The organism is Serratia sp. BNK-10, assembly GCF_047456065.1.
Lineage (GTDB): Bacteria > Pseudomonadota > Gammaproteobacteria > Enterobacterales > Enterobacteriaceae > Serratia > Serratia ureilytica.
In genome coordinates this window covers 2430665-2456358 of record NZ_CP179894.1, presented here as the reverse complement: position 1 = coordinate 2456358, position 25694 = coordinate 2430665, and the positions used below count along the sequence as shown (strand labels likewise).

At 59.4% G+C, this 25694-nt stretch carries 24 protein-coding genes and 1 pseudogene; 4 read left to right on the top strand and 21 right to left on the bottom strand.

Annotation, left to right across the window (positions count from 1 at the left end; translation table 11 throughout):
- Positions 1-92: 92 nt before the first annotated feature.
- The 8 genes from ACMGG9_RS11965 to ACMGG9_RS11930 all read right to left on the bottom strand — a co-directional run bounded on the left by ACMGG9_RS11965 (position 93) and on the right by ACMGG9_RS11930 (position 9930).
- Positions 93-2249: a hypothetical protein gene (locus tag ACMGG9_RS11965; protein ID WP_147880453.1), complete on the bottom strand. Its 2157-nt coding sequence runs from the start codon at positions 2247-2249 to the stop codon at positions 93-95.
- A gap of 21 nt (positions 2250-2270) precedes the next feature.
- Positions 2271-3701: a hypothetical protein gene (locus ACMGG9_RS11960; protein WP_147880454.1), complete on the bottom strand. Its 1431-nt coding sequence runs from the start codon at positions 3699-3701 to the stop codon at positions 2271-2273.
- Entirely contained in the window at positions 3698-5452 is a 1755-nt protein-coding gene (locus ACMGG9_RS11955; RefSeq protein ID WP_414162231.1) for a hypothetical protein, read from the bottom strand. The genes ACMGG9_RS11960 and ACMGG9_RS11955 overlap by 4 nt, the downstream gene beginning before the upstream one ends.
- A 4-nt stretch (positions 5453-5456) precedes the next feature.
- Positions 5457-7064, bottom strand: coding sequence for a hypothetical protein (locus tag ACMGG9_RS11950; RefSeq protein WP_414162230.1), 1608 nt, complete (start codon positions 7062-7064; stop codon positions 5457-5459).
- A 78-nt stretch (positions 7065-7142) separates the two neighbouring features.
- Positions 7143-7667: a hypothetical protein gene (locus ACMGG9_RS11945; protein ID WP_046898261.1), complete on the bottom strand. Its 525-nt coding sequence runs from the start codon at positions 7665-7667 to the stop codon at positions 7143-7145.
- A 452-nt stretch (positions 7668-8119) separates the two neighbouring features.
- Complete coding sequence (locus ACMGG9_RS11940; RefSeq protein ID WP_047026046.1) at positions 8120-8959, bottom strand: PfkB family carbohydrate kinase; 840 nt, start codon at positions 8957-8959, stop codon at positions 8120-8122.
- A 3-nt stretch (positions 8960-8962) separates the two neighbouring features.
- Positions 8963-9679: a glutamine amidotransferase gene (locus tag ACMGG9_RS11935; protein WP_046687117.1), complete on the bottom strand. Its 717-nt coding sequence runs from the start codon at positions 9677-9679 to the stop codon at positions 8963-8965.
- Positions 9676-9930: a hypothetical protein gene (locus tag ACMGG9_RS11930; protein ID WP_033643198.1), complete on the bottom strand. Its 255-nt coding sequence runs from the start codon at positions 9928-9930 to the stop codon at positions 9676-9678. The genes ACMGG9_RS11935 and ACMGG9_RS11930 overlap by 4 nt, the downstream gene beginning before the upstream one ends.
- A 66-nt stretch (positions 9931-9996) precedes the next feature.
- On the opposite strand from ACMGG9_RS11930, the gene ACMGG9_RS11925 reads away from it, so the two are divergent.
- On the top strand, positions 9997-11301 hold the full coding sequence (locus ACMGG9_RS11925; RefSeq protein WP_342173728.1) for an aminotransferase class I/II-fold pyridoxal phosphate-dependent enzyme: 1305 nt from the start codon (positions 9997-9999) through the stop codon (positions 11299-11301).
- On the opposite strand, the gene ACMGG9_RS11920 is transcribed toward ACMGG9_RS11925, so the two are convergent.
- The 3 genes from ACMGG9_RS11920 to nudI all read right to left on the bottom strand — a co-directional run bounded on the left by ACMGG9_RS11920 (position 11298) and on the right by nudI (position 13777).
- The gene (locus ACMGG9_RS11920; RefSeq protein ID WP_414162229.1) at positions 11298-12284 is read right to left on the bottom strand and encodes an MsnO8 family LLM class oxidoreductase; all 987 of its coding nucleotides are present in this window, start codon (positions 12282-12284) and stop codon (positions 11298-11300) included. The two genes, ACMGG9_RS11925 and ACMGG9_RS11920, sit on opposite strands and share 4 nt — an antisense overlap.
- Before the next feature lie 140 nt (positions 12285-12424).
- Positions 12425-13258 (bottom strand): D-alanyl-D-alanine endopeptidase, encoded by an 834-nt coding sequence (gene pbpG, locus ACMGG9_RS11915; protein WP_147880459.1) that lies wholly within the window; start codon positions 13256-13258, stop codon positions 12425-12427.
- Positions 13259-13351: 93 nt separating this feature from the next.
- The gene (nudI, locus tag ACMGG9_RS11910; RefSeq protein WP_033650314.1) at positions 13352-13777 is read right to left on the bottom strand and encodes a nucleoside triphosphatase NudI; all 426 of its coding nucleotides are present in this window, start codon (positions 13775-13777) and stop codon (positions 13352-13354) included.
- A gap of 168 nt (positions 13778-13945) precedes the next feature.
- Here nudI and ACMGG9_RS11905 point away from each other — a divergent pair, with 168 nt between their 5' ends.
- Together ACMGG9_RS11905 and ACMGG9_RS11900 are read left to right on the top strand one after the other, a co-directional pair.
- Entirely contained in the window at positions 13946-14533 is a 588-nt protein-coding gene (locus ACMGG9_RS11905) for a hypothetical protein (RefSeq protein ID WP_147880460.1), read from the top strand.
- 151 nt (positions 14534-14684) lie between these two features.
- A pseudogene (locus ACMGG9_RS11900) lies at positions 14685-16114 on the top strand (SH3 domain-containing protein).
- A 68-nt stretch (positions 16115-16182) separates the two neighbouring features.
- Here ACMGG9_RS11900 and ACMGG9_RS11895 read toward each other — a convergent pair.
- Positions 16183-16935 (bottom strand): hypothetical protein, encoded by a 753-nt coding sequence (locus ACMGG9_RS11895; RefSeq protein WP_147880462.1) that lies wholly within the window; start codon positions 16933-16935, stop codon positions 16183-16185.
- Between the two features lie 256 nt (positions 16936-17191).
- Here ACMGG9_RS11895 and ACMGG9_RS11890 point away from each other — a divergent pair, with 256 nt between their 5' ends.
- Positions 17192-18220 carry a transporter gene (locus ACMGG9_RS11890; protein ID WP_033643191.1) on the top strand — a complete coding sequence of 343 codons (1029 nt, stop codon included), beginning with the start codon at positions 17192-17194 and terminating at the stop codon, positions 18218-18220.
- On the opposite strand, the gene ACMGG9_RS11885 is transcribed toward ACMGG9_RS11890, so the two are convergent.
- From ACMGG9_RS11885 to ACMGG9_RS11845, 9 genes are all read right to left on the bottom strand, one after another.
- The gene (locus tag ACMGG9_RS11885; RefSeq protein ID WP_033643190.1) at positions 18221-18754 is read right to left on the bottom strand and encodes an SRPBCC family protein; all 534 of its coding nucleotides are present in this window, start codon (positions 18752-18754) and stop codon (positions 18221-18223) included.
- Between the two features lie 3 nt (positions 18755-18757).
- Positions 18758-19105 (bottom strand): ArsR/SmtB family transcription factor, encoded by a 348-nt coding sequence (locus ACMGG9_RS11880; RefSeq protein WP_004938187.1) that lies wholly within the window; start codon positions 19103-19105, stop codon positions 18758-18760.
- An 82-nt stretch (positions 19106-19187) separates the two neighbouring features.
- Positions 19188-20414: a Zn-dependent hydrolase gene (locus ACMGG9_RS11875; protein ID WP_089194801.1), complete on the bottom strand. Its 1227-nt coding sequence runs from the start codon at positions 20412-20414 to the stop codon at positions 19188-19190.
- Positions 20411-20902 (bottom strand): L-2-amino-thiazoline-4-carboxylic acid hydrolase, encoded by a 492-nt coding sequence (locus tag ACMGG9_RS11870; protein WP_033643188.1) that lies wholly within the window; start codon positions 20900-20902, stop codon positions 20411-20413. Before ACMGG9_RS11870 ends, ACMGG9_RS11875 begins: the two co-directional genes overlap by 4 nt.
- Positions 20903-20920: 18 nt before the next feature.
- Positions 20921-22030, bottom strand: coding sequence for a branched-chain amino acid ABC transporter substrate-binding protein (locus tag ACMGG9_RS11865; protein WP_346405209.1), 1110 nt, complete (start codon positions 22028-22030; stop codon positions 20921-20923).
- Between the two features lie 76 nt (positions 22031-22106).
- Positions 22107-22820, bottom strand: a complete 714-nt coding sequence (locus ACMGG9_RS11860) for an ABC transporter ATP-binding protein (protein ID WP_042784608.1) — start codon at positions 22818-22820, stop codon at positions 22107-22109.
- Complete coding sequence (locus ACMGG9_RS11855; protein WP_096242285.1) at positions 22813-23583, bottom strand: ABC transporter ATP-binding protein; 771 nt, start codon at positions 23581-23583, stop codon at positions 22813-22815. Before ACMGG9_RS11855 ends, ACMGG9_RS11860 begins: the two co-directional genes overlap by 8 nt.
- The gene (locus ACMGG9_RS11850; protein WP_033643184.1) at positions 23580-24692 is read right to left on the bottom strand and encodes an ABC transporter permease subunit; all 1113 of its coding nucleotides are present in this window, start codon (positions 24690-24692) and stop codon (positions 23580-23582) included. Before ACMGG9_RS11850 ends, ACMGG9_RS11855 begins: the two co-directional genes overlap by 4 nt.
- A 10-nt stretch (positions 24693-24702) precedes the next feature.
- Positions 24703-25653 carry a branched-chain amino acid ABC transporter permease gene (locus tag ACMGG9_RS11845; protein ID WP_042784607.1) on the bottom strand — a complete coding sequence of 317 codons (951 nt, stop codon included), beginning with the start codon at positions 25651-25653 and terminating at the stop codon, positions 24703-24705.
- Positions 25654-25694: the final 41 nt, after the last annotated feature.

Sequence of the window (25694 nt, the reverse complement as noted above, 5' to 3'; positions counted from 1 at the left end):
TTGCATGATTACCTGATCGCGCATAGCGGCAACCCCACGTCATCGGAGAGGGAGCCGGAGCAAGGCGTGCTTGCTCCGGCGGAGACCGGCCGTCAGAAGGTCACGACCACGATGGTGCTGGTGCCCGTGATCGGCTTGGTGACGGTTTTCTCCTGGTTATCGCCGTAATAGACCGTGGCGGTGTAGCTGATCTGCGGCTCGTTGCCTTTCTCTTGCTGCATCAGGTTGAATGTCAGGTACTGCGTGAGTGACTTGGTGTCGAACTCGGTTAACGCAATGGGCTGCGTTTGCGAGAAGTCCCATTTCGGGTAGTTCACCGTCATCTCGAAGGTGATCAGCGAAACGTCTTTTTGCGACGGTTTGAAGATGATGGTGTATTTCTGCTGCTTCGGCAGGGCGTTGGCGATCAGGATCTGATTGCCGCGCGTTTCGCCATAGCCGGGCAGTTGAGGGTTGCTTTCCACGCCCGGCGGGAGGTAGGTCAGGCTGTCGCCGTCCAGCGCATAGTAGTCGGCCGAATAATAAAGCGGCTTTTCCACGTTGGTGCCGATCGGATAAATAAACGGCACCGGCGGGTTCTTGTCGCTGATCACCTGGGTGTATTGCTTGAGTGGCACGCTGTGCTCTTTGTCTTCGTACTGGGTCTTGACTACGACCTGGCTGAAGACCTCCCAGCCCAGCGGGTTGAGCAGGGTGGAGATATCTGCGTAGACGATGCCGCTTTGCGCCGCGTTGATGGTGACCACCAGATCGTCTTTGACCTGGATGTCCCCAGACAGGTAAGGCCTGGCCTGCATGCCGGTGAAGTTGACGGTGTAATGATAACGGTAGGCGCGGCCGAGCTCGGGTTTGATAAACCACTTGTCGGTTTTCTTCGGCCCCGGATCCTTCGGCGTAAAGGTCAGCGTGCTCTTGAGATCGTCGTCGTATACCGCGGTGACCACGATATTGGCGATATCATACTTGGCCATGTCTTCGGTGACGAAGAACTCCGGCTGGATGTACTGATAGAACGGGTCGTGGAGATCGTACTCTTTGAAGTACTGATCCAAATCGGCTTCGCCGACGATTGAGCGTATCGACGGCAGCTGAGTTTGCGGGTAAATGGTGGAGGACACCACGGCGTTCTCTTCATATTCGCGGGTGAAACTCTGAGTTTGCGAGATTTTGGACTCGAATTTTTCAAAGCTGCCGGCGTCGTTCAGCAAATTGAGACTCATGTCGATGCCGGTTTGGCTGCTCAGGATCTGCTCGACCTGCTGTTGCCCCCAGTTCCGCAGACTTTCTTTCCATTTATCATAGGCGGCGGGTTCCATGCCCATCTCTTGCGCCGTCAACCCGATCCGCACGTCCACCTTGATCGCTTCCTTGGCGTAAAACTCCTGCTCGATCTTTTTCTCGTCGGCCGACCAGGTGTGGTAGTTGATGGTTTGCGCTACGGACTTGGCCTGCTCGCTGTTGTAGGTGACGATCACTTTGGCCGCCGACATGGAGGCATCCAGGGAGAGGTCGAAGCGCACGCCGACGCTGGCGTTTTTATCGGTGCCTTTCAGCACCTGTTCAAACAGCGTGGCGCCTTCCCCGGTCAGCGACAGGCTGAACACGGTATTGTTGTCGCCGAGGCCGGAGGGGGACAGCGGCGTTGGGATCTGGCGATAGAACTTATCGTTGCCGTCGAGGATCAGCATGGCCTGCGCCGAGGTGTAGCGCGGCTGCATCAGTTCGATTTTCGCAGCGTCCGCCGGCATCAGTTCGCTGAGGAATTGATCGTCGCCCTTGTTGCCGTCGTAGAGCGCGACAAACCGGTTAAGCTGTTCATCGCTCAGGCCGGTATTCTTCTGCGCCTGGTCCATCGCGGTCTTCTTGGTGTTGTTTTCCGGGTCCGCTTCATAGGCCTGTTTTGCCTTGATGTAGTCGACAATGAGCTTGGATTTTTTATCCAGCGGGCCGTCTTTTCTGCCAAGGCCGTTATACAGCTGCAGGCGGATGCGGTCTTTCATTTCCGCATTCGGCTGCGGCAGCTGCACGGTGAATTGCGCGTAGCCGCCTTGCGTATCTTCGCTGCGGTATTTGTAAAACATAAAGCTCGGCGTATTGGTATCCCGTTTGGCAAACACCGGGATCTCCGGCACCACATAGAAGATATCCTTGCTGTCGCTGTCGCCGTAGCAGGTATACGCGTATTCCTTGACGCCCAAATACTCGGTGACGTCGATTTTTATCGATTGCTGCAAAGCGGTGGTTAACATAGGGCGGTCCTCTTGTTTATGTCACTTGTGGTATTGCAGTTTGATGGGGCCGGTGGTGGCCTGCAGGGGGCCGGAGTCGTAATTTTTGGGGAATAGCGCCGCCGTTTTCCCTTGCCAGCGATAGTCCACCCGGCCGTTGAGGCCGGCGGCATGGGCGTTGATCCACCAGATGGCTTGCCACTGCGCGGCGGAAAAGGCGAAGGTGAAGTTTTGTTTCTTGCCCTGGCCCGCCGGGAGATAGCTGGCGCTGCCGGAGATCGTTTTGAATTCGGACTTCAGAGACTCGGCGTCGAACAGCAGGCTATAGAAACCCACATCCTGCGGCGTCAGCGCGATGGCGTTCTGCCACGCCAGCCGGTTCTCGAAGCTGGTGTAATCGGCGAAGGTCACCTTGAGTGCGATATCGCTCACTGTCGCTGTCGTTTCCAGCGTCACTGGCGGGAAGCTGGGCCACGCCATCGGCATCTGTTGATCTGCCCAGCGCAGCTCTATCGCCATGATATTGAAGCCTTTCGGATCAAATCCCAGGCTGACGGTGCAACGTTGAGGCTCAATCGGCTTATCCGGCCTGCTGGGTTCCGGCAGGGGCGTAGCGGTAAAGGAGATGATGCCGTCGGCCGGCAGCCGATTGAGCAATTCAGCAATGTCACGTTGCTGCTCCAGCAGATAGCGCTGGGGCACGGTGTCGTCATATTCGATTTGGTAATTCAGCTTGTTGGGGATTTGTTCTGGCGACGAGATGTTGCGCAGCGTGTTGGCGATCAGCAGTGAGGCGGTGTTTACCAACGCCTGGCGAACGCGAGCTTGCGTCTGCTCTGAAGGCGCATTGTCGAACTGCGCTTGTACAATGACGACGCCGGCGTCGATTTGTTGGTTCAGCAGCCTGGCGATCGCTTCCGGTTGCCGCGCCTGCTCGTTGAAGGCCAGGGTGACAAACGCGACCCAATCGGCCTGCAAACGGGCATTGACGCGGCTGTCGACGCTAAATCGGCTGCGGGTGAGAAAATAGACCTGGTCTTTTGTTCCCTGGATCGCGCCCGCCAGCCGGCCAGACTCCTCATGGGTCAACGCCATTTTTGACTGTTCAAATTCGACGCTGTAGGCGGCAGTAGCCGGCCGTTGCGCGAAGTGCAGCCACAGCGATTGCTGGATCTCCTCCTGCTCCAGGGTGATGGTTTCCGGAGCGGGAACGAAATGGCGGCGGATATAGTCCTCGATCGCAGTCCTGTCGACCGGCAGCTTCGGTGCAATGAAAGTCGCCAGGCCGCCGCCGGGGCTGGTCAACAAATGCAACGAGCTGATCTTGCCGGCCGGCGTTTCCTGCACCACCTGCGGCGTATAGCTGCCGTAGGTGTAACAGCCGCTGGGGCGCGTTTGGTCGTGAAACGCCAGCGCGCGATCAAGAAGAAAGAAGTTTTGCAACGTACGTTGTGGATCCAATTCGTCGGTCATGGTGTATCACCCTTGATATCGATCGTTTGGTCGCCGGTGGCATAAGGCGACCAGGGGCCAGTGGGAGTCTTGTAGCGGAAGCCGGCGGCGAAAATGGAGGTGACGTTCCATTTGTAGACGAAGCTCGGCTGCGAATGCGTAAAAGTGCGCTCGCTGGTGCGCTCGCTGTCCTGCGGCTGAAAACTCAATACGGCGCTGAGCAACTGCGGCGGCAGCCGAACGGTGATCGTCGCCTGTTGTGCGCCGAACTGTGGAAAACTGTAGGCGCCGATGGTGGCGTTTTGCACGATCGGGGCGGGTAACGGGACGGCGCCGCCGCCGGAAAGCGAATAGGCGGTCGCTTCGGCAAAAGTAGGATCGCCCAGAATCGGTGCGCTGAAATAGGGTGCCGATGCGCTGAGCGTCCACGTTTGGCGCCAGTCGGCGGAGTGATAGAGGCCGCCAAGTCGGCTTTGTTGGGCGAACGTTGGGTCGAGATACAGGGTCAGGAAGCGGCAAGGCAGCGCGGCGTAATCCAGTACCAGGTTATCCTCGTCGCAGCGACGTTGTTCGCCGGGCAGCGTGCGGTAAACGCCGTCTTGCGGGTAATTCACGCGGATCTGGTAGAAAAACGGCTGTGCATCCAGCGCGCTGTTGTGAAACTTGAAGGTTAACCAGGAGCGGTCGGGCCGCAGCGCCAGCGTTTGCGTTTGCTCGATCGGGTAGATATTGCCGGGCGGTACGGTCAGCTGAATATCGATCGAAACGCCGGATTGCAACCCCAGCGGATAGGCGTAAAAGACGTTGATCTCTCGCTCTCCCGCCGGCAGCGGCGGTGCGGTGGTGCGATGGATAATGGTATCGGGCGAAACTTTGGCGATCTGCTGCGCGGCGGCGAACGGATCCAGCGTGAAGCAAAGCGGCCGCTGAGTCAGCGCGACATTGGCCAGATCGCACCGGGTCCGGCCGGCATGCGGGGGCGGCGTCAGAAGGATCTGTGCCATATTGCCGGCGGCGGGGCCGACAGACGGCGCACCGTACAGGTTGTATAGCCGATCGAGTAAAGCCTGGCTGAGCAGCAGATCGCCGGCCGGATCGTTCGCCGGCGGCGGTGGGTCGATGTCGAGCGGCAAGCGGGTGAGGTTGCGGCTGAGGTAGAGGGGCAGCCCGTCGTAGGGAAAGACAATCCCGGTATCGCCCACGGCATGGGCGCCCTCCACGCCGGCGGCCAGGGCCAGGATCAGCGCACGGGCATCAAATTCCACCCGGTAGGCCAGACGCGGTGATACGCCTTCGACGAAACCGTCAAGACGCGCGTTGAAGCCTATCGTCTCATCGAGCAGGGTGCGCTCGATCAACTGAGTGCTTGTCGCATTGAGCAGAATGATGAATTGACTGCACTGTGCTGAATACCAGGTGGTGTCGTAGTGCCGGCCGTACAGATCGCTGTGGTAATCGATGGGCACGTCGAATCCCAGGCTGCCCGGCAAGACCGGCAGCGCCTTCACCGCGCAATCCGGATACTGTTGCTTAAATATCTGCAGGCTTTGTTCACCGGCGAACTGCAATTGCGTGGTGAAATTCAGCCAGCCGTAGAGGCTATCGGTACTGTAACTACGCACGATATCCAGCGAGAAAGCCAAAGGGTCGGCCGCCAGAATGCTGAGCGCCTGCGGATATAAATAATAGGCGTCGTTTTGTCGATACGCGGCGACGAAACGTTGATCATCGCAGATAATAATGCGCTGGAAGTCGGGATAGCCTTCATACATGATATTATTCGTCCGCTGCATTGATCATATTGTGGTAATCCTGGTGCCACTCGGCGGGTAACGTTTTCAGCACGTTTTTTGGGCGTTGGTGATATTCGTCTTCATAGATGTGTTGAACCAGCGCGTCACCGACCAACACGCCGTTAGCATAAAAAGTACTGAGGGCACATTGGTTTTTTTGCAGCGGAGAGTCAGCGCCGAGTTGCAGGTTATAAACGGTTAACTCACCGGGCTGGAGAGAGATGGCGGTAATCTCGCACTCACCGTGCCGGGTTTTAAGACACATGCCTGAGGTCAATTCACGGGCGAGAAAAATACCGTTTGCGGTGACGAAAGGGTGCCCCAGGCTGGCTTTTATACGATATTCACGTGCCGCCTGGTCGCGGGCGGTAATGTCAATGTAATGCTGCTCCTGCCCCGTGGTGATATTCTCAATGCGCCTGGGGTGGTTATTTCCGCAAATAACGAACTCATCCGCCGTGAGAGCATTGATCGGCTTTTCTGTCCCATCCTGCATTAAAATCAATGTACCCTCTGCCAGGCAGCCATAAATAATCTGCATCGGTTTGATTTGTACGGTATTGAGCAGACGGCGATCCGGATCGCTTTCTTTGGGTGCGTTAGTAATAAAGGCGGCGATACTGCGGCCTTCAACATCAAGCGTAATTTTAAAAACGTAATAAACCATCTCGCCGGATTCAAAATCGACGCGGTTGAATTTCAGCCAGTCAAGATCCCAGGTGATGTTATTCCCGCTGATTCGGGTTGCGGCAGAATTAAAAATATTATAGCCGCCGTAAGGGGTGATCGGATCGCCGCCGGCGCGGGTGCGGATAAGATAAATGGTATTGCTGGCGTTGACCGGCTTGCCATTGCTGAGATCAATATTGCCAAAATAGGTGATATTGCCTTTTATCGGCACTTTAACCGTGCCGTCCTGATCGTAGACGGTGCGATAATCACAGTCGCCATCGTCACGCGTCAGGCAAATCTTGATCATGCGCTGGTTATACAGATTCCTGGGGGAATCATTGATCATTTCTTTCGGGTAGCTTTGCGTCGTGACGATTTCGGCGCCGTAAACGGTTTGCTGGCCGACCGTTTGTGCGAAGGTATAGATCACCGTAACCGGAAAGCTGCCGCCGGTCTGGCTTTGCGGATAGTCACCGCTGGCACCGATGGTGCAGTCCGCCGTGTAAACGTAGTCGCTTTTGTATTCCACCTTGCCGACGTTATCGGCGCCGCCGTCGAACAGGCCGAGGGTTTGCGTCACATTGGTCGCTTGAACCGGCAGAGAGCCGATGGCGTCGGTTTGATAACGTTTACCGTCGGTGGAATCCAGCCTGACGATGCTGTACACCGGCTGAGCGCCGCTGGTGTTGGCCTCGCTCATCCGGCCCGCGACCCGTTTGACGCGTTTCGTCTGCTGCCAAAGTTGGCTGAATTGCGGTGCGGCGGCTGCGGTGACGCCGGCCAGTTTTAATTGAATATCATAAAATTCGGTTAAAACCGGATCGCCTGGCTCGATAAGAAATACGCCGCTGTTCTCGTATCGGTCGATAACGTTTTTTACGATGCGTTTCTCATCTGACGTATAATCTTTTGCGAGCATAATATCGGCACCAATAAATTAATGGCATTGCCAGAGATGCACGCCATCATCATGGCGTGCCCATCATTTTAATAGACGTTATTTGCAGGTTTCTTTACAGTAAGCGTAAATGGCGCTCAGGCAATCTGAAGATAAATACTGTTCGAACTCCGCATCGGTGGGTTCAATATCGACATCCAGCGTCATTGCGTAAAGCTCTTGAGCAAACATGTCTTTGGTGGCAGTGGGTTTGTTTTTAAAATAGGTTTTGATTTTTCCTTTGCTCACTTTTCGAATCCAGGCAAACTCACCGCCAATGGCCACTTTTCCGGTGAAAGTGAAGTCTTTACTGGTATAAACGCTGATGTCATTGGGGTAAACCTGATATCTTACCACCTGTTCCACGCCAATATTCTGATTGGTTTCTTCCCAGGTTTCTCTTTTTATTACATTCAACGCAAAGTTTTTTCCATCGACCGGGCCATCTTTAGCATCGGCGGTGCCGCCAAATAACATCGGACAACCTCTGGCAAAACCTTCGCTCTTTAACCCTAATAGAATAAAATCGGAATTGCCGACAGCTTTGGGTGCGCTATCAAGAATGACATACTTTTTAATAGGCATAGTCAGATCCTTATACGCAGGATGGTATAAAAAGGAGGTGGTGAATCGCTTTGTTGCCGCGTTTTACTCACATTCAACAATAGCAATGGCGCTTGAAAAAGCAACACATACATAAAAATAAATTAAGTGTTTATTCTTGCATAACAGATAATCAATAAAATCACGGCGTTGTAAAAGAAGAGGAATAGTTTAAGAAATCAAAAAAACAGAATGTTTTTTGCGGTTTCTATTTTCTTGTTGGCTTTAATTTTAATAAATCAATGTGTTGAGTATGGTTATGGTTTTAAATAGCACTAATCATTAGTTGTTTAATCTTTTATATATAGTGAATTAATTTATCATTACTGTGCGCATCATTGACGGAGTAATAAATAAAATTCACAGCGGAATGATTGCCACGGTAAACAATCAAGACGGGAGAGGCGGGGCAGCAGGCTGCCCCAGGTCAGGGTTTAGGTTAACGCCCGCAGGCTGCCGATCTCTTCCCAACCGAAATGCGCCGCTTCGGCCAGTACGCCGCACACTTCATCGCCGGCGGCAACCACTGCCGCGTCGAGCGCAGCGCCCTGCAGCAGATGGCTGACCAGCAACGCGGTGAACAGATCGCCGGTGCCTTTGACCGCCGATTTGACCTTCGGATGAGTAAAGCACTGCGTTTCCTGCCGGGTGACCAGCATCAATCCCACTTCGTCTTCGTGTTGCGCTACGCCCGGAGCGCTGGTGACCAACACCCATTCGGTGGTGTCGTTCAACAGCGCCTGCGCGGCGTGTTGTGTCTGCTCGCGGCTGCTCAGTTGCCGGCCGCACAGCTGCTCCAGTTCGAAACCGTTCGGCGTCAGGCCGTTGGCCAGCCGCAGGAACGGCGAGCGATAGCAGTTGACGATGCGCTCATCCACGTAGATCCCCTCACCGTAATCGCCCATCACCGGATCGATATAGATGTTTATCTGCGGATTGAGCGAGCGCACCCGCTGCAGCCAGTTGGCCAGAATATGGCACTGCATCACGTCGCCCAGGTAGCCGACGATCACCGCCCGTGCGCGCTTCATGACGCCGCGGGCGATCAGGTCGTCGAGAAAACCGCCGAACCAATCGCCGGAGATGACACCGCCGTGCGGTTTGCCGTAATAGGGCGGGCAGCCGAACAGCACGCTGGGCACCTGCAGCGCCTCCAGTCCCTTTTTCAGCAGAGCGCGGTAGGCGATGCCGTTGCCGACGCTGCCGTAGACCACCTGAGATTGAATGCTGATCACGTCGATAGACGGTGACCGCAAAGGTGAAGCCTGTTGCATGAGTTACTTCCTTGGTTCGTTGTTATCCAGCCAGCGCGCGAACACCTGCCGCGCGCGCTGTTCCAGCTGCGCGCCGTGGCGCGCGGCCTGGTCGCGCAGGGTCTGGGGCGCGATGCCGACCAGTTCCAGCTCGCAGGCATGGCCAATCAGCCAGCGTTCGATATCGCGATAATCCGCCTCCAAATGGAACTGCAGGCCGAGCGCGAACCCCTGATAGTCGAAGGCCTGATGCGGGCATACCGCCGTGCCGGCCAGGCAGCGGGCGCCGTCCGGGATCATGAACATATCCCCGTGCCAGTGCAGTACCGGCGTGTCGGCCAGCGGCGCCAGCACCGACTCCTCTTCCGCCGGCGGCGTGGTCAGCGGGGCGAAGCCTATCTCTTTCACGCCGAGCGAAATAACTTCAGCGCCCAGCGCCTGGGCGATCACTTGCGCGCCGAGGCAAACCCCGAGGGTCGGCCGCCGCTGCGCCAGGCGCTGTTTGACCAGCGCGAATTCATGGTCGAGAAAATCATATCGCTGCTCGCCGGAAAAGTGCTGAGCGGCGCTGATCGGCCCGCCGAGCACCACCAACAGATCGGTCTCTTCATTATTGATAGCACGAATATCATCGCGGCCGGCATCGTAATAATCGATCTGATAGCCGCGCAGTGACAGCAGGGAACCGAGGATGCCCAGGTTTTCAAAGTTGACGTGCCGAATGGCGACGGCTTTTTTCATTGTTTAACCTCGCTAGCGTGAGTGAAGGGGATCAGCGCCAGCGACTCGCCCAGCACCGTGATGCCTTGCGCGCCGCTCTGGTAGACGATGCGGCGTTCGCTGACTTGGCTGAGCTGCACCTGATAACCCTGTGCGGCCGGGAACAGCGCGCAGGCCTGCTCCAGCTGATCGGCTGCCCACGGGGTGAACAGCTGCAGGCGGGCAAAGGCTTTTCCTGCATACTGAATGTCGAGCACGTAATGTTTATCCATGGAACCCCTTACTTTTGGCCGCAGAAACTGCTAATCTTATTTGAACTAGTACAAAAGGATTTATGTATGGCTTCATTGTATGCAAAAGGCGGCGGCGCTGTCCAGATTGCCGAGCAGATCGCAGCACGCATCAAAAACGGCGCGCTGCGGCCGGGCGAACTGTTGCCGCCGGTACGCCAGCTGGCGGCGGAGCTGGAGGTCAATCCGAATACCGTGGCCAGCGCATACGCCAGATTGCGCGATGCCGGCCTGGTGGCGACGCGCGGGCGGGCGGGTACGGTGGTGCTGGAGCCGCCGCTGGCGGCGGTGAGTGCGGCCTATACGCCGCGCCAGGTGCCGGCGGGGATGTGCGATCTGGCCAGCGGCAACCTGGATGCCGCTTTGCTGCCGGCACTGAGGCTTGGCGCGGCGGAGGTGTTCCCGCAGCAAAACGGCTATGACATCAGCGGCGACCTGCCGGTATTGACCGGTCTCGGGCGTGAGTGGCTCGGGCGCCAGGGCGTGGCCCTGGGGGAACCGGCGGTGTTTTCCGGCGCGTTGGACGCGATGGAAAAGGCGCTGCGCTGCCATGCCCAGCCTGGGGCGGCGGTGTGGGTGGAAGATCCCTGCTGGCCGCCGCTATTGACGCTGCTGCGTCACCTGCGCCTGCGGCCGCTGCCGCTGGCGGTGGATGAACAGGGCTGTCGGCTGCCGGAGAGTGGCACGGCCGACGCGGTGATCCTGACGCCGCGCGCCCATAATCCGACCGGCGCTTCGCTTTCAGCGCAACGTGCGCAGCAGTGGCGAGGTTTTCTGCGCGGCCATCCGCAGTGTCTGGCGATCGTCGACGATTTCTGGGGGCCGCTGTCGCAGCAGCCGCTGCATCTGCCGTTCGACGGCGATCGCGGCCTGTACGTGCTGTCGCTCAGCAAGTTTCTCAGCCCGGATCTGCGCATCGCGTTGGCCTGCGGCAGCCCGACCTTGCTGCAGGCGATGCGCGCCGATCAGTACATCAGCGAACGCTGGGTCAGCCATATCTTGCAGCAGATCGCCGCCAGACTGTGGGAACAAGCCTTGCAGGAAGGGCAATTGCAGCGGGCGCAACAGGCGTATCAGGCCAGACGGGATGAGCTGGTCCAGCGGCTCAATGCGTTGAATCACACGGCGCTGGCGGTAGGTGAAGGGCTGCATCTGTGGGTGCCGGTGCGCTCGGAAACCGCCGCCGCGCAGCTGATGGCGCAGCGGGGGTGGCTGGTGCAGGGCGGTGAACCTTTCCGCCTGAAGGGCGGCCCAGCGCTCCGCGTCAGCCTGGCGAACGTCACGCCGTCGCAGTTGGCGCCGCTGGCACAGGATCTGTCCGAAGCCATGCGGGCGGCGGCGGCGATCAACTAAGCCGGCGTCAAACTCTCCTCCGCCAGTAACTGCAGCGAGGCTAACCGGGCGGCCGGTTCGGCGATCGGCGTGTCGATGATGAACTCTTCCACGCCGTACTGTTGCTGCAGCTGCGCCAGTTGCTGATGCACCTGCTGCGCGGTGCCGAGCAGAACATGGCTTTCCCGCGGCTCGATGCGGTAGTCGGTGGCGCCGGCCTGCTGCACGAAACTCTCCGCCTGCGCCAGGCTGCCGATGGTCACACTCTGCTCACCGGCAATGTGCACGCGGTATTGCCGAATGTCGGCCGCCAATGCCGCGGCCTGTTCCTCGCTGGGGGCCACGATCGCCGCCACCGCCAGCAGCGCCTTGCGGCCGCCGCTGTGTGCGGCGTAGTGCTCCAGCGCGTCGCGGATATCCTGCGGATTGCCGTTCAAATGGGCGGCGAACACGAAGGCCCAGCCGGACTCGGCCGCCAGCGTTGCGCTTTCTTTACTGGCACCGAGCAGAAAACGCTGTGCGCCCTGCGGCGGCAGCGGTGTGGCGCTCAGGCCGGGCTCGGCGTCGTCGTTCAGATAGGCGGTCAACTGCGACAGCTGCTGAGGAAAGTCCGGCTTGCGTTGCCGATCGTGGGCCGCCTGCAGCGCCTGGGTTGCGAGCGGCAGCCCGCCGGGCGCTTTGCCCACCCCGAGATCGACGCGTCCCGGCGCCAGCGCCGCCAGCAGGTTGAAGTTTTCGGCCACCTTGTAGGCGCTGTAGTGCTGCAGCATCACGCCGCCGGAGCCGATGCGAATGCGCGTCGTCTGGCCGAGCAGGTAGCCGATCAGCACTTCCGGCGACGGGCAGGCGAGCTGCGGCGTGTTGTGGTGCTCGGCCAGCCAGAAACGCCGATACCCCCAGCGTTCCGCCCGTTGCGCCAGCTGCAGCGTGCGCGCCAGCGCCTGCGCGGCGCTTTCCCCGTCGGCGATCGGACTTTTTTCCAATATGCTCAAGGCATAAGCCATTTTTCCCGCTCCTTTCATCATCAGATATGCCTGACAAATACCATGCGGGCGGCGCGCGGCTTAATACTGATTGGCGATAGGATATTCCATTGATCCAAAAACGGATTTGGATATGCGCATAACGGTAAAGCGCCGCGATTTTACCGCTCCAGCCAGGCCTTCAGACGAATGGCGTCACGGTAGTGGCCGTAGCGCGGCTGCGCGCCAAGCAAGATCATCACCACCGGCTGCCCTTTGATGGTGGTGCGCATCACCAGACAGTGACCGGCCTCGTCGGTAAAGCCGGTTTTCTGCAGCTGGATCTTCCAGGCCGGGTTGTTGATCAGACCGTTGGAACTGCGATAGACCAGCTGGCCGCGGCCAGGACGCACGATCTGCTGCTTGTCGGTGCTGAAGCGGCGAATCAATGGATAGCGATAGGCGTGATTGACCATTTTCAGCAGATCGTTGGCGGTGGCTACGTTGCGCGGCGTTAGCCCGGTCGGATCGTAGAAACGGGCGCGTTTCATGCCGATGGCGCGCGCTTTCTGATTCATTTTCGCCACGAAGGCCTTGCGCCCGCCGGGATAACTGCGGCTCAGCGCCGCGGCGGCGCGGTTCTCCGAAGACATCAGGGCGATGTGCAGCATGTCACGGCGGCTGAGCACCGAGCCGATGGTCAGCCGCGAATGGGTTTTTTTCAGCAGATCGCGATCGGCGGCGGTGACTTTGAGTTGACTGCCCATGGGGCGTTTGCTGTCCAGGGCGACCATGGCGGTCATCAGCTTGGAGAGAGACGCGATCGGCAGCACGCGGTTCGGTTGCTTCTGATAGAGCGTTTTTCCGGTACGCTGATTGACGACCAGCACCGATTTGGCATTCAACACCAATGGCGGCGCGGCGGCATGGGCGGGCGCCAAAACGAACAGCAGGCTGAACAGGGCGGCGCCGAAGCGCCGGACGGACAGACGGAGAACAGGGAGAAATAAAAGCATAGCGACGGCAATAGTGACCCTAAGTGATTAAAAAATATCAAAAGAGTCTGCCCGGCAAATGTGAAGGAAATAGGGTGATAATCGCTCAAACTGTTACAGCAATCCCTTTTGCCGCAGCGTGAAGCGGGTGGCTTCGTTCAGATCGTAGTCCGCCAGGCGTTCGCGCGGCACCCAGGCGTAGTCGTCGAATTCATCGTTGATCGTCACGTCGCGGTTGGCAGCGTGGCAGTCGAAAATCAAGTAAATCATGTAGATTTGTTCCCGACTGCCGTCGGCGTAGGTTTTGATGCGCACGTCGTCGCGGAAGGTCCAGGGCGTGATGCTGTCGAGGATCAGTGCGGGGCCCAGCTCTTCGCGCACTTCGCGCCGCAGAGCTTGCTCTATCTGCTCACCCGGCTCGACGCCGCCGCCGGACAGCGCCCACTGGCCGGGAAATACGCCCTTGTGCGCGGCCATTTTGCACAGCAGGAAGGCGTTATCGTTTTCAATCAGCGGGCAGACAATGATGCGTTGGCGCATGGAGGACTCCTGTCAAAAAACAAACCCGCAGCGTAACAGGTTTGGCGGCGCGGAACAGGCGGCAGGATCGCGTTCTGCGCGATAGCGAAAATTTTTGTTCCGCAGCGGTTATCGTCCTGATAAAGGCGTAATCTACCAGAACTGTGAATTCACCGAAGAGGGAGCTTTATGAATTATCAGGTGGTGCCATTTTGGTTTTACTCCGGCAAGGTTCTGCTGGCGGTGCTGGCTGCGCTCGGCTTGGGGCTGTGTGGCGTTAACGCGGCAATTTTTTACTGCCTGCTGCTCGGGGTTGTGTGGCCGGTCGCCGTTTCGATACGGCTGCATCAACTGACGGAAAAGGGCCTGGCGATGAATCCCCGGCGGGATTCGCACTGGATGGTCTATGTGCAGGGCATTCCGGTACAGGAAACCCGTCAGGTGTTAACCAATCCTTGTTTTGCCCTGGAATACCCGATGCAGATCTTTTTTCTGCGCGCCTTCGCCGGTAAAACCGTATTGCAGATGGCGCTGTTGCTGTTGTTGATCGCGCAGTTGGCGGCGGCGACTTATCTGTGGGTAGCCTTGGCCGGCGCGTTGTTTGGCGTTTGGCTGGTGTACAGAACCGTCGACAGCGTGCGCGCGTTGCGCGATGTGGCTCGGCAACGCTGGGTTAGCGAGCAACTGGTGACCGCACATGACACTGTCTGGTATCGGGCGGCGTTTAACGGCCGTAAAGATACTGTGGCGGCGCTGGATCGCCTGTTGACGTGGTGAAAATATGAATGAGCAGGAGCAAGCCGGTCAGCTTGCTTTTGCGTTTTGTTCCTCAACCTGGCGTCAATCAGTAGTGTTATTGAGTATCATTTGCAATCATTTCTGGTCAGGATAAAGAAGAAATTTTCACCTGTCACGGAGATGATGAAAAATGCCTAATGGAATAAAACCCTTTGTTTTGATGACTCTTCTGCTGCTGTCGGCCTGCCACAGCGCGCCGGTCAGCCAGCCCCCTCAAGACGCCATGGCGACAGCCCCTATCGATGCCACCAAATCGCTGTTCCCGCTGGGGAACTATTCGCAGTCTGTCGATAAATGGTTGCCGCCCGGCCCGCAGCGGCGGGTGCCCGTGATGGATGCCGCCACGCAGCAACGTCATTTTTCCGCCCTCAAATCTCACTATTTTGGCATGGGGCCGAACGATGAGTCCCCCTGGAATCCGCATTACATCGCTGCCGTCCTGAACCGCGAAGCGGAAAGCCACCGTGATGCCGCAATGGATAAATACCTTGGCCGTGGAAGTGTCTCCTGGGGGAAAACTTCAGGACTCACACCGACCGCTGGAAACAGCAAGTCAGAGATAACGCTTCTACGGACATTAGCCAGGTTTATCATTCTTCGGCCCGAGGCATTGCGGTCAGGGAGACGCTGGTCAGGATCCTGCCGACGGACGATCCGGCTTATGACGATCCTCGCCTGGCTGGGCAAGGTTATCCCTTTGATAATTTGCAGGATTCGTCTATCCGCCCCGGCACTCCGGTATACGTTATTACGCAAAGCCGCGATAAACGCTGGAAATACGTCATGTCGCCTACGGTGATCGGTTGGGTGCATAGCGAAGACATCGCGGCGGCGGATCAGCGGTTTGTCTCCGAATGGCTGGCGCTGGCGGGGAAAAATCTGGGGGCATTCATTAAACAGCCGGTTTCGGTGCAAACGGGCGGCCAGTTTTATTTTACGGCGCGCCACGGCACGATTCTGCCATTTTACCGTCACCGACAGGGCCTTTTTGTGGTCGCCGTGCCGGTACGCCGAGAGGATGGCCGCGCACAGATGCGCCGGGTCGTTGTCAAGAAGGGGGAGTTTGCCGCCATGCCGTGGAAAATGACGCCCGAACATCTTGCCGTACTGATGCGGTCAATGAGCGGCAGGCCTTATGGCTGGGGGAACTATAACTTCAATAATGACTGCTCCGCCGAACTGCGCAGTCTGTTGATGCCTTTTGGCCTCTTTCTTCCCAGAAATTCCGCCGCGCAGATACAGGCGGCCACCCGCGTGGTTGATCTTGCTCAAGCGAACACCAGTGAACGGCTGCGCTATCTCAAAGATCACGGCAAACCCTTCACCACGCTGGTTTACATTCCGGGCCATATCATGCTGTATATCGGCAATGCGCTCATTGACGGCCAGGTTGTGCCGATGACGTACCAGAATATCTGGGGGCTGCGCCCGGCAGATTCAAAGCGCCGCAGCATTATCGGCGGCGCAGTATTTTTCCCGCTGCTGGCGACCTATCCTGAAGATGCGAGCCTGATGTCGCTGGCGGGCAAGGCGCAGTTTAAACTGGGATTTATTGAATAGCCCTTTCTTTAGCTGATAAAGCGACCGCGAATGCGGCCGCTTGTTGTGTGGCGACAAATCGAACTGCGCTAATTGCCTAGCCGGCGCTGGATTATTTTATCGTGCTCATCCGTCAGGTTAGCGTAATTCCAAATAAATAATCCGCCAAGGTTAAAGTCCAAAACCTGATCGATAAAGTAATTTAAATTCCAGTCGGTCAATCCTTTGGTCGTCAGGGCCAGAATGCATTTTTTATTTTCGGCCTCGTTCGCCAACGAATGTTTTAATGCCGGGATCACATTAGCGAGAATATCGTCATTGCTCCACATCGCTGCCGCATAACAGTAATGGATAAAGCGGTCGCATTGGTCTGATTGAATGATTTTTCTGACTTTCTCGTTGAGCTTGTTGCCATTTTCCGTATTGGGGTGGTTGTAAGAATAACCGGCAATAAAACCAAAGCTGGTCTCTTTCCCGGCCTCTTTTAGCCGTTTCATGGCTTCGATGACCCGTTCGGTGTTCATATTGCATTCGTCATCAAAATCGACGCCATCCCAGCCCCGATCGACCGTGGCCGCGACGATCCTCAACACTTCATCCTCATTGGCCGGCTTTTGCTGCGGGGAGCATCCGCCGCCGCCGTAAACCCATAGCGTCTTTCCGTTAAAGCCGGGAAGCGTATCGGGTTTGTTTTGTTTTTCCGGGCTCCATCCTGGCTGGGCTGAGGTGCCTGTGGTTAAGCCATCAAGGTTGGTTACCATGCCGTACATCATGACATCGAACGCTTTATGCGGTTGGCCAGCCAGAGACTGGCTCCATCCGCCCGTAATAAACTTGTTCATTGTCGTTGTCTCCTTATTGAGCGTGTTCCTTAAATGAATGTGTCTTGCATGATGGAGGGTATCAGCCGCTATATTCATTTAGCCATTGTGCGGTTGCTGAACGGGCAAGGGATGAAAACTTTTTAAAATGAAATGACGTTTTTATGACGAAAATATTAATGATCTGGAGCGCTGAAAATCATTAACGCCGAGCGATAAAGATTGTTATAACAGCGTGGACGATCTGGGCTAACGGCAATAGGCAGGATAAGGCGTTATGGTGCAAAGGGCAGCGGAAAAGATGCACAAGCTGGATTTTGATGATGAAGTGACCGGGCTGATCTACGGCCATGCGTTTCGCTCCGGCGAGCCGCCGGCGCGCCTGAACTCGCAGCAGGTTTGCCTGGCTTACCAAACGTTGTCGCCCGGCGACGGTTTTATCTGGCTGCACCTCAATCTCAACCACGCGGCGGCGGAGAAGTGGCTGAAAAACCATTTCGCCATTTCCGATTTTTTCTTTCACGAAATTCGCCACGGTTCCCACACTACTCGCATCGAGCGGCAGGGCGACGATCTGTTCGCCGTGCTCAACGACGTGATCTTCCACCCTGAAGACAACAACCCGGAAACGGCGACGCTGTGGCTGTATTGCCGCCGTGGGCTGGTGGTGACCGTGCGTCATAAACCGGTGCGATTGATCGAGCGGTTGCTGGGCCGCCTGACGGCGCTGCAGCTGGCGTCGTCCACCGAACTGCTGGCGCACCTGCTGGAAGAGCAGGAGGATGTGCTGGAGCAGGTGGTGCGGCAGGCCAACCAGTATGTCGATACCATCGAGGATCGTCTGCTGACGAGCCGCGTTAAACGCAACCGCGCCGAGCTGGGGCGCATGCGCCGCATGCTATTGCGCTTTCAGCGCCTGTTGGCGCCGGAGCCGGCCGCGCTGTTTCGCCTGTTGAACCGGCCGCCGAGCTGGCTGAGCCGTGAGGTGGTGCAGGATCTGCGGCAGTTTACCGAAGAGTTCACCGTGGTGTTGAACGATCTCGCCAGCCTGACCGAACGCATTCGGCTGCTGCAGGAAGAGCTGGGCGCCAAACTGATGGAGCAGAATAACCGCACGCTTTACACCCTGACGGTGATCACCGTGCTGGCGTTGCCTATCAACATCGTCGCCGGTTTTTTCGGCATGAACGTCGGAGGGATACCGCTGGCCAGCAATCACCACGGTTTTATCCTGCTGGTGTTGCTGGTCGGCAGTTTTACGCTGATCGCCGGTTATCTGGCGTTCAGGCGCAGGGACGAGTCGTAATTACAGGCGGGCGCGGTACTCTTCTTCCAGCCGGGCATGGGTGCTCCAGAACGGCTGCGGCGCCCGATCGTGCAGGCGATCCAGCAGAATATCCAGATGGGTATGCCAGCCGCCGGCGACGCTGAGCATCTCGTCGCGGTTAGCCAGGCGCCGGTGGGTGACCGTTAGCAGCACCGCGTTTCCCTGTTCCGTCAACTCGAAGGTCACTTCGGAAGGGCGCCCCTGCTCCTGTTCGGCCCAGGTAAAGCTCAGCAGGCGCGGCGGGAACAGGCAGGTGATGTGGCCGCGGTTGCTGACGCAGCCGCCATGCTGTTTGTACTTGGCCGGCGGTTGCTCGTGCTCGCCCGCCAGATCGGAGTTGCGAAACTCCAGCTCCAGCGGCGCGCCGTTTTCCAACTTCATGGCGCCGGCCGCCAGCCAGGTGGCGCGCTTGTCGGATTCGGTCAGGTAAGCCCACACCCGCTCGATGGGGCCGGGCAGCAACCGCTGGATGCGCAGCGTACCGGGTTCGATAATCATGCCGTAATCATTCATGGTTCACTCCTTGGGAGGAAGCTGTTCGGGCTGCAGCAGCGCCTGTTCGAGCGCATCCAGCCGTTCAGTCCAGAAATGTTCATAGGTTTGCAGCCAGTGCATGGCCTGCGCCATAGGCTCGGGTTCGAGCCGGCAGATATGGTTTCTTCCTTGCACGGTGCGTTGCACCAGGCCCGCATGTTCCAGTGCTTTCACGTGCTTGGAGGCGCCGGCGAACGACATCTGCAACGGCGCGGCCAGTTCGCCGATGCTGCGTTCACCGCCGGCCAGCGCGCGTAACATCGAGCGGCGGGTCGGATCGGCCAGCGCATGAAAAATGGCGTCCAGCTGTGAGGAAGATAATTCAACCATATGGTTGAATATAGATCAGGCAGGCTAATATTCAACCGTTTTGTTGAATATTTTTTGCCCCGGCGCCAAACCGGGGCGAGGATCAGGCGTCGGCGTGCGCCAGCAGGGCGTTGAGCAACACATCGGCGCCGGCGGCGGCCCAGGCGGGGGTGATATCTTCCCGCTCGTTGTGGCTGATGCCGTCCACGCAGGGAATGAAGATCATGGCGGTCGGGGCGACGCGATTAAGGTAACAGGCGTCGTGGCCGGCGCCGGAAATCATGTCGCGATGGCGATAGCCCAATGCCTGCGCGGCGTGACGCACGCTGCCAATACACCCCGGATCGAAGGCGATCGGGGGATACTGGAAGATGCGCTCGGCCCGGGCGGCCAGGCCGCCGCCGTTGACCTCGTTTACCGCCGCCAGTAGGCGCTGCTCCATCTGCGCCAGAATAGCCTCCTGCGGATGGCGGAATTCGACGCTGAAAAAGACGCGCCCCGGCACCACGTTACGCGAATTGGGGGTGATTTGCGCCATGCCCACCGTGGCGCGCGCGTCGGGCGCGAAATCCCAACCGATGCGGTTGACCGCCGTGACCAGCGCCGCAAAGCCGAGCAGGGCGTCGCGGCGCCGATCCATCGGCGTGGTGCCGGCATGGGCGCTGAAGCCGACGACCTCCAGTTCATACCAGCGCTGCCCTTGTGCGGCGGTGACTACGCCGATGTCGAGATGCTCCGCTTCCAGAATCGGCCCCTGTTCGATGTGCAACTCGAAGGCGGCATGGATCGGCGAACCGCCCACCGGATACTCGCCGGCGTAGCCGATGCGCTCCAGCGCGTCGCCGAGGCTGACGCCGTGCTCGTCGCGGCGCGTCAGGCCGTATTCCAGGTCGAATACCCCGGCGAACACGCCCGAGGCGATCATCGCCGGCGCGAAGCGCGCGCCTTCTTCGTTGGTCCAGTTGATCACTTCAATCGGGCGTTCGGTGACGATCTGCCGATCGTTAAGGGTACGAATAACCTCTAATCCGGCCAGCACGCCGTAGATGCCGTCGAAACGGCCGCCGCGGGGCTGCGAATCACCGTGCGAGCCGGTGACGACCGGCGCCAGCTCGGGGCGAGCGCCTTCACGCCGCAGGAACATGTTGCCCATTTTGTCGACGCGTACGGTGCAACCCGCCTCCAGCGCCCAGGCGCGCAGCTGATCGCGCGCTTGCCGATCTTCTTCACTCAGCGCCAGCCGGGTGACGCCGTTATTGGCGATGGCGCCGAACTGCGCCATCGTCTGCAGGCTTTGCCACAGGCGCTCGCCGTTGACTCGATACGTCATTGATCTTCTCCCGGCGTTTTAGCGGTGTAGCGGAAATCGCAGCAGGGGGCGCCGGACATGATGGTCTGGCTGCGCTGCAGGTCGACGTCAGGGGCATAGCCAACGATAAACTGACTGTCGCGAGCGCAGGAGAGCAGGTGGCCGATCTCCCCCAGCCCCATCTCGTGATACATCTCGGCGTAGCGGCAGCGGGTGACGTTATAGTCGAAGTGCTGCGCGTCCTGATTGATCACCTCGACGCGCAGCGCATCGTCTTTTTCCCACAGGTACTGCAAGGCGGCGAAGCTGCGCAGATCCGCGCCGTTCGGTTCCTGGGCGGCGAACTGTTTGCCCGCCTCGATGGCGGCATTCTCGATGGCTTCGCCGATTACCGCCTGAGCGCGCGCCTTGCCGATTTCACGCACCAGAATCTGGTAGATCGGCTTGATGATCTCCGCCTCGATCTTTCTGCGGGCCAAAATGCCCAATTCGTTTTTTGCACAGCTCATCGCCTTGCTCCTCTTGATTTATTGTGACTTGGCGCCGCCCAACACGGTTTGCGGCTGCCATTTGCCGTCAACCACCCGGTACAGGGTGAAGCTCGGCTGTTGCAGGTTGCCTTGCGCATCGAAGGCGATGTCGCCGGTGACGCCCTGGTAATGTATGGCGCGCAGTTTCGGCAGATAATCGGCCGGATTGGCCGAATCGGCTTGCTCAATGGCGGCGATCAGCACCCGGGTGGCGTCGTAGGCGAAGGGCGCATGCAGTTCGATGTGGGTGTGATAACGATCGCGGTAGGCTTGTTCAAACGCCTTGCCGCCCGGCATCTGTTCCAGCGGCAGCCCCGGCTCCAGCGCGACGACGCCTTCGCCTTCCCGCTGCGCCAGCGTCAGGAAGGTTTGGCTGACGAAGCCGCCGGCGCCCATCAGCTGCGCGTTCATGCCCAGCTGTTTCAGTTTGCGCGCCAGCGGCGCCGCCTGCGAATCCACGCCGCCGAAGAAGATCAGATCGGCGTTTTTACTGCGGACGGTGGTCAGTACGGCGCTGAAATCAACGGTCTTGTCATCCACATACTCACGGGTGACCGGCTGCACGCCCTGGGCCTGCAGCGATTTGATAAACTCGTCCGCCAGCCCCTGGCCGAAAGCGGTGCGATCGTCTATCACTGCGATGCGCTTGGCTTTCAGCGTCTTCACCGCATATTGCCCGGCGTAGTTGCCGCCGTCGTCGTCGTGGCCCATCACGCGAAAGCTGGTGTCAAAACCTTGCTGCGTGTAGCCGTGACCGGTCGCCACCGGCGCCACCTGAGCGATGCCGGCGTCGTGATAGATGCGCGCCGCCGGGATGCTGGTGCCGGTGTTCCAGTGGCCGACCACGCCGGCGACGCCTTCGTCGACCAAACGCTGCGCCACGGCCACGGCGGTGCGCGGGTCGGACTGATCGTCCTCGGACACCAGCTTGAAGGTGACCGGTTTGCCGTTCAGCGTCGGTTTCTGTGCGTTAGCATCGGCGATCGCCAGCCGTGCGCCGTTTTCGAGATCTTTGCCGATGCGCGCGGAAGGGCCGGTCAGCGGCCCGGCAAGACCGATCAACACGGTGTCGTCCGCCAGCGCCGGGAGGCTCAGGATCATTGTCATGGCGGCCAGCGCCAACGGCTTGATGCGAATGTTCTGCTGCATGTCATACTCCTGGTGCGGTTAAAGGTAACAACGGTTATTCACCCAAATAGATCCGTTTGATTTTTTCATCGTCCAGCATGTCGGCGGAGCGGCCGCTGTGGCTCAGGCTGCCGCTGTCCAATACGTAGGCGCGATCGGTGGACGCCAGCGCCAGGCGGGCGTTCTGCTCGACCAACAGCAGCGTGACGCCGTCACGGGCTAACTGCTTGATGACCGAGAAAATGGCCTCTACCACAATCGGCGCCAGCCCCATCGACGGTTCGTCCAATATCAGCAGCCGCGGGCGGCTGAGCAGCGCGCGGCCCATCGCCACCATCTGTTGTTCACCGCCGGAAAGCAGCCCGGCCGGTTGATGCAGGCGCTCGCTCAGCCGTGGGAAGGTGGCGCACACGCGTTCGAAATCTTGCCGCACCGCCGATGCGTCACGCCGCGCATAGGCACCCAGCTGCAGGTTTTCTCGCACCGTCAGGCGGGTGAAAATGCCGCGTCCCTCCGGCACCATCACCAGCCCTTGCTGCAGCAAGCGGTGCGGCGGCATGCCGCGAATCGAACGGCCGTCGAACAGGATGTCGCCCTCAAACGGCTGCAGGCCGGTCAGCGCCCGCAGGCTCGAGGTTTTGCCCGCGCCATTGGCGCCGATCAGCGTCACCTGTTCGCCGGCGTTCACCATGAAATCGATGCCTTTGACCGCATGAATGCCGCCATAAGACACTTTGAGTCGTTTAACGCTCAGCAGGGCTTCAGACATGCGCGCCGCCTCCCAGATAGGCTTGAATGACCGCCGGTTCGCGCCGCACCTGAGCCGGTTCGCCTTCGGCGATCGCTTTGCCGTAATCCAGCACCGTCAGCCGATCGCACAGGCCCATCACCAGCTTGACGTCATGTTCGATCAGCAGCAGCGTTTTGCCGCTGTCGCGGATGCGCAGCAGCAGTTCGCGCAGCGCCACTTTTTCTCCGGCGTTCATGCCGGCCGCCGGTTCGTCCAGCGCCAGCAACCGGGGCTCGGTCGCCAGCGCGCGGGCGATCTCCAGCCGCCGCTGATGGCCGTAGGCGAGATCGCCGGCGCGGTAATGGGCGAATTGGCTGATGCCGACGTACTCCAGCAGCGCATGAGATTTATCGCGCACCGCCTGTTCCTCCTCTTTCGCGCGCCGGTGCCGGGCGATCGCTGCCCACAGGCCGTTGCGGGTGCGCACGTGGCAGCCGACCATCACGTTTTCCAGCACGCTCATTTCATTGAACAACCGCAGGTTTTGGAAGGTGCGGGCAATGCCGGCCTGCGCCACTTTGTCGATCGCCTGGGGCTTATAGCGCTGGCCCGCCAGGCGGAACTCGCCCGCGTCGGCGCGATACAGGCCGGTGATCAGGTTGAAGCAGGTGGTCTTACCGGCGCCGTTCGGCCCAATCAGGCCGTAGATTTCCCCCTGGCGGATGCTCATGCTGACGTCATCCACCGCCGTCAGGCCGCCGAAGCGTTTGCTGATATGGTGTAAAGCGAGCAGCGGCGTCATGCGGCGTTCCCCCGTGCGTGGCGGGCCGGCCACAGGCCCGCCGGGCGATACAGCATCACCAGGATCAGCGCCAGGCCGTAAAACAGTTGGCGGATGATTTCCGGGTCGATCAGCACTTGGCCGAACAGCGCCTGCTGCAGCGGCCCCATGCTGCTGCGCAGCAGCTCCGGCAGGGCGGCCAGCAGCAGCGCGCCCAGAATCACGCCGGGGATGTGCCCCATGCCGCCGAGCACCACCATCGCCAGTACGGCGATCGATTCCTGCAGGGTGAACGATTCCGGCGACACGAAGCCCTGAAACGCGGCGAACAGCGCGCCGGCCACGCCGCCAAAGGTGGCGCCGATGGCGAAGGCCAGCAGCTTGAAGTTGCGGGTGTTGATGCCCATCGCCCGCGCGGCGTCCTCGTCTTCGCGGATCGCCGTCCACGCGCGGCCGATGCGCGAGTTCTGCAGCCGCAGGCTGATAAACAGGATCGCCAGCAGCAGGGCGGCGAACAGGTAGTAATACAGGTACAGGCCGGAAAAACGCACGCCGAACCACTCATGCATGCCGGAAAACTTCAGGCCGAACAGGCTGACCGGGTCAATGCCGGAAATGCCTTTGGGGCCGTTGGTGAGGTTGACCGGGCGATCCAGATTGCGCATCAGAATGCGCACGATCTCGCCGAAACCGAGCGTGACGATCGCCAGATAATCGCCGCGCAGCCGCAGCGTCGGCGCGCCGAGCAGGATGCCGCACGCCGCCGCCAGCAGCGCCGCCAGCGGGATCAGCCCCAGCATTGACAGGTGCAGCCCGTCGGGGAACCACTGCAGCAGCAGCGGGAATTGCTGTGTCAGATGCGGTGACGACAGCAGCGCGGCCAAATAGGCGCCGACGGCGTAAAAGGCGATAAAGCCCATGTCCAGCAACCCGGTCATGCCCACCACGATGTTCAGCCCGAGCGCCAGCATCAGGTACAGCAGGGCGAAGTCGACGACCCGCACCCAGTAGTTGCCCCCGGCGGCGCCCGCCACCCAGGGCGCCAGCAGCAGCGCGAGAATGAACAGCGTCAGCCCCAGCCTGGCGCGGCGCGGCGTGGCCAGAGGAACGGGAGGAGTCAAAACGGTCATGGTGATGTCCTTATGCGCGCGTGGCGATGCGTTCGCCCAAGAGCCCGGAGGGGCGGAAGACCAGCACGGCGATCAGCACCAGAAACGCGAACACGTCCTGGTAGTTGCTGCCGAACACGCCGCCGGTCAGCTCGCCGAGATAGCCGGTGCCCAGCGATTCGAACAGGCCCAGCAGCAATCCGCCGAGCATCGCGCCGCGCAGGTTGCCGATGCCGCCGAGCACGGCGGCGGTAAACGCCTTGATGCCCGGCAGAAAACCCATCGAGAAACCGGCGTTGCCGTAGTTGCTGGCCATCATGATGCCGGCCACCGCCGCCAGCGCGCCGCCGAGCGCGAAGGTCAGAACGATGATGCGGTCAGGACTGATGCCCATCAGGCCGGCGACCTGCGGGTTTTCCGCCGTGGCGCGCATGGCGCGGCCGAAACGGCTGTGTTCGACCAGCAGCCATAAGCCGGCCATGACCGCGACGGCCACCGCCAGCGTGACGATCGCCGTGCCGGTGATCACCGCCGGCGCATGCCCGCCGCTGCCTGCGGTCAGGGCGATGGGGGTCATTGGCAGCAGCTGCGGAAACATCAGGGGATTGCGTGACCAGATCAGCATCGCCAGGGTTTGCAGCAGCAGCGAGACGCCGATACCGCTGATCAGCGGGGCCAGGCGCGGTGCATTGCGCAATCGGCGGTAGGCGAGACGCTCGATCGCCATCGAGGTGATGGCGCAGACCGCCATGGCGAACAGGGCCGCCAGCAGCAGCGTGGCGTACGGCGGTAACGCGGGAAAATGGTGTTGCAACACGCTTATCGCCGACAACGCGCTCAGCGCACCGACCATCAGCACGTCGCCGTGCGCGAAATTGATGATGCGCAGGATGCCGTACACCATGGTGTAACCGAGCGCGATCAGCGCATAGATGCTGCCGAGCATCAAACCGTTGACGGTTTGCTGTACCAGCGTATCCATAGAGAGAGTCCGGAGATAATGAGTCAGGAGGGTCACAGTAG

Bases quoted from the DNA above. Each gene is read 5' to 3' on its own strand.
- ACMGG9_RS11965 (WP_147880453.1), bottom strand. From the start codon at position 2,249: ATGTTAACCACCGCTTTGCAGCAATCGATAAAAATCGACGTCACCGAG.
- ACMGG9_RS11960 (WP_147880454.1), bottom strand. From the start codon at position 3,701: ATGACCGACGAATTGGATCCACAACGTACGTTGCAAAACTTCTTTCTT.
- ACMGG9_RS11955 (WP_414162231.1), bottom strand. From the start codon at position 5,452: ATGTATGAAGGCTATCCCGACTTCCAGCGCATTATTATCTGCGATGAT.
- ACMGG9_RS11950 (WP_414162230.1), bottom strand. From the start codon at position 7,064: ATGCTCGCAAAAGATTATACGTCAGATGAGAAACGCATCGTAAAAAAC.
- ACMGG9_RS11945 (WP_046898261.1), bottom strand. From the start codon at position 7,667: ATGCCTATTAAAAAGTATGTCATTCTTGATAGCGCACCCAAAGCTGTC.
- ACMGG9_RS11940 (WP_047026046.1), bottom strand. From the start codon at position 8,959: ATGCAACAGGCTTCACCTTTGCGGTCACCGTCTATCGACGTGATCAGC.
- ACMGG9_RS11935 (WP_046687117.1), bottom strand. From the start codon at position 9,679: ATGAAAAAAGCCGTCGCCATTCGGCACGTCAACTTTGAAAACCTGGGC.
- ACMGG9_RS11930 (WP_033643198.1), bottom strand. From the start codon at position 9,930: ATGGATAAACATTACGTGCTCGACATTCAGTATGCAGGAAAAGCCTTT.
- ACMGG9_RS11925 (WP_342173728.1), top strand. From the start codon at position 9,997: ATGGCTTCATTGTATGCAAAAGGCGGCGGCGCTGTCCAGATTGCCGAG.
- ACMGG9_RS11920 (WP_414162229.1), bottom strand. From the start codon at position 12,284: ATGGCTTATGCCTTGAGCATATTGGAAAAAAGTCCGATCGCCGACGGG.
- pbpG (WP_147880459.1), bottom strand. From the start codon at position 13,258: ATGCTTTTATTTCTCCCTGTTCTCCGTCTGTCCGTCCGGCGCTTCGGC.
- nudI (WP_033650314.1), bottom strand. From the start codon at position 13,777: ATGCGCCAACGCATCATTGTCTGCCCGCTGATTGAAAACGATAACGCC.
- ACMGG9_RS11905 (WP_147880460.1), top strand. From the start codon at position 13,946: ATGAATTATCAGGTGGTGCCATTTTGGTTTTACTCCGGCAAGGTTCTG.
- ACMGG9_RS11895 (WP_147880462.1), bottom strand. From the start codon at position 16,935: ATGAACAAGTTTATTACGGGCGGATGGAGCCAGTCTCTGGCTGGCCAA.
- ACMGG9_RS11890 (WP_033643191.1), top strand. From the start codon at position 17,192: ATGGTGCAAAGGGCAGCGGAAAAGATGCACAAGCTGGATTTTGATGAT.
- ACMGG9_RS11885 (WP_033643190.1), bottom strand. From the start codon at position 18,754: ATGAATGATTACGGCATGATTATCGAACCCGGTACGCTGCGCATCCAG.
- ACMGG9_RS11880 (WP_004938187.1), bottom strand. From the start codon at position 19,105: ATGGTTGAATTATCTTCCTCACAGCTGGACGCCATTTTTCATGCGCTG.
- ACMGG9_RS11875 (WP_089194801.1), bottom strand. From the start codon at position 20,414: ATGACGTATCGAGTCAACGGCGAGCGCCTGTGGCAAAGCCTGCAGACG.
- ACMGG9_RS11870 (WP_033643188.1), bottom strand. From the start codon at position 20,902: ATGAGCTGTGCAAAAAACGAATTGGGCATTTTGGCCCGCAGAAAGATC.
- ACMGG9_RS11865 (WP_346405209.1), bottom strand. From the start codon at position 22,030: ATGACAATGATCCTGAGCCTCCCGGCGCTGGCGGACGACACCGTGTTG.
- ACMGG9_RS11860 (WP_042784608.1), bottom strand. From the start codon at position 22,820: ATGTCTGAAGCCCTGCTGAGCGTTAAACGACTCAAAGTGTCTTATGGC.
- ACMGG9_RS11855 (WP_096242285.1), bottom strand. From the start codon at position 23,583: ATGACGCCGCTGCTCGCTTTACACCATATCAGCAAACGCTTCGGCGGC.
- ACMGG9_RS11850 (WP_033643184.1), bottom strand. From the start codon at position 24,692: ATGACCGTTTTGACTCCTCCCGTTCCTCTGGCCACGCCGCGCCGCGCC.
- ACMGG9_RS11845 (WP_042784607.1), bottom strand. From the start codon at position 25,653: ATGGATACGCTGGTACAGCAAACCGTCAACGGTTTGATGCTCGGCAGC.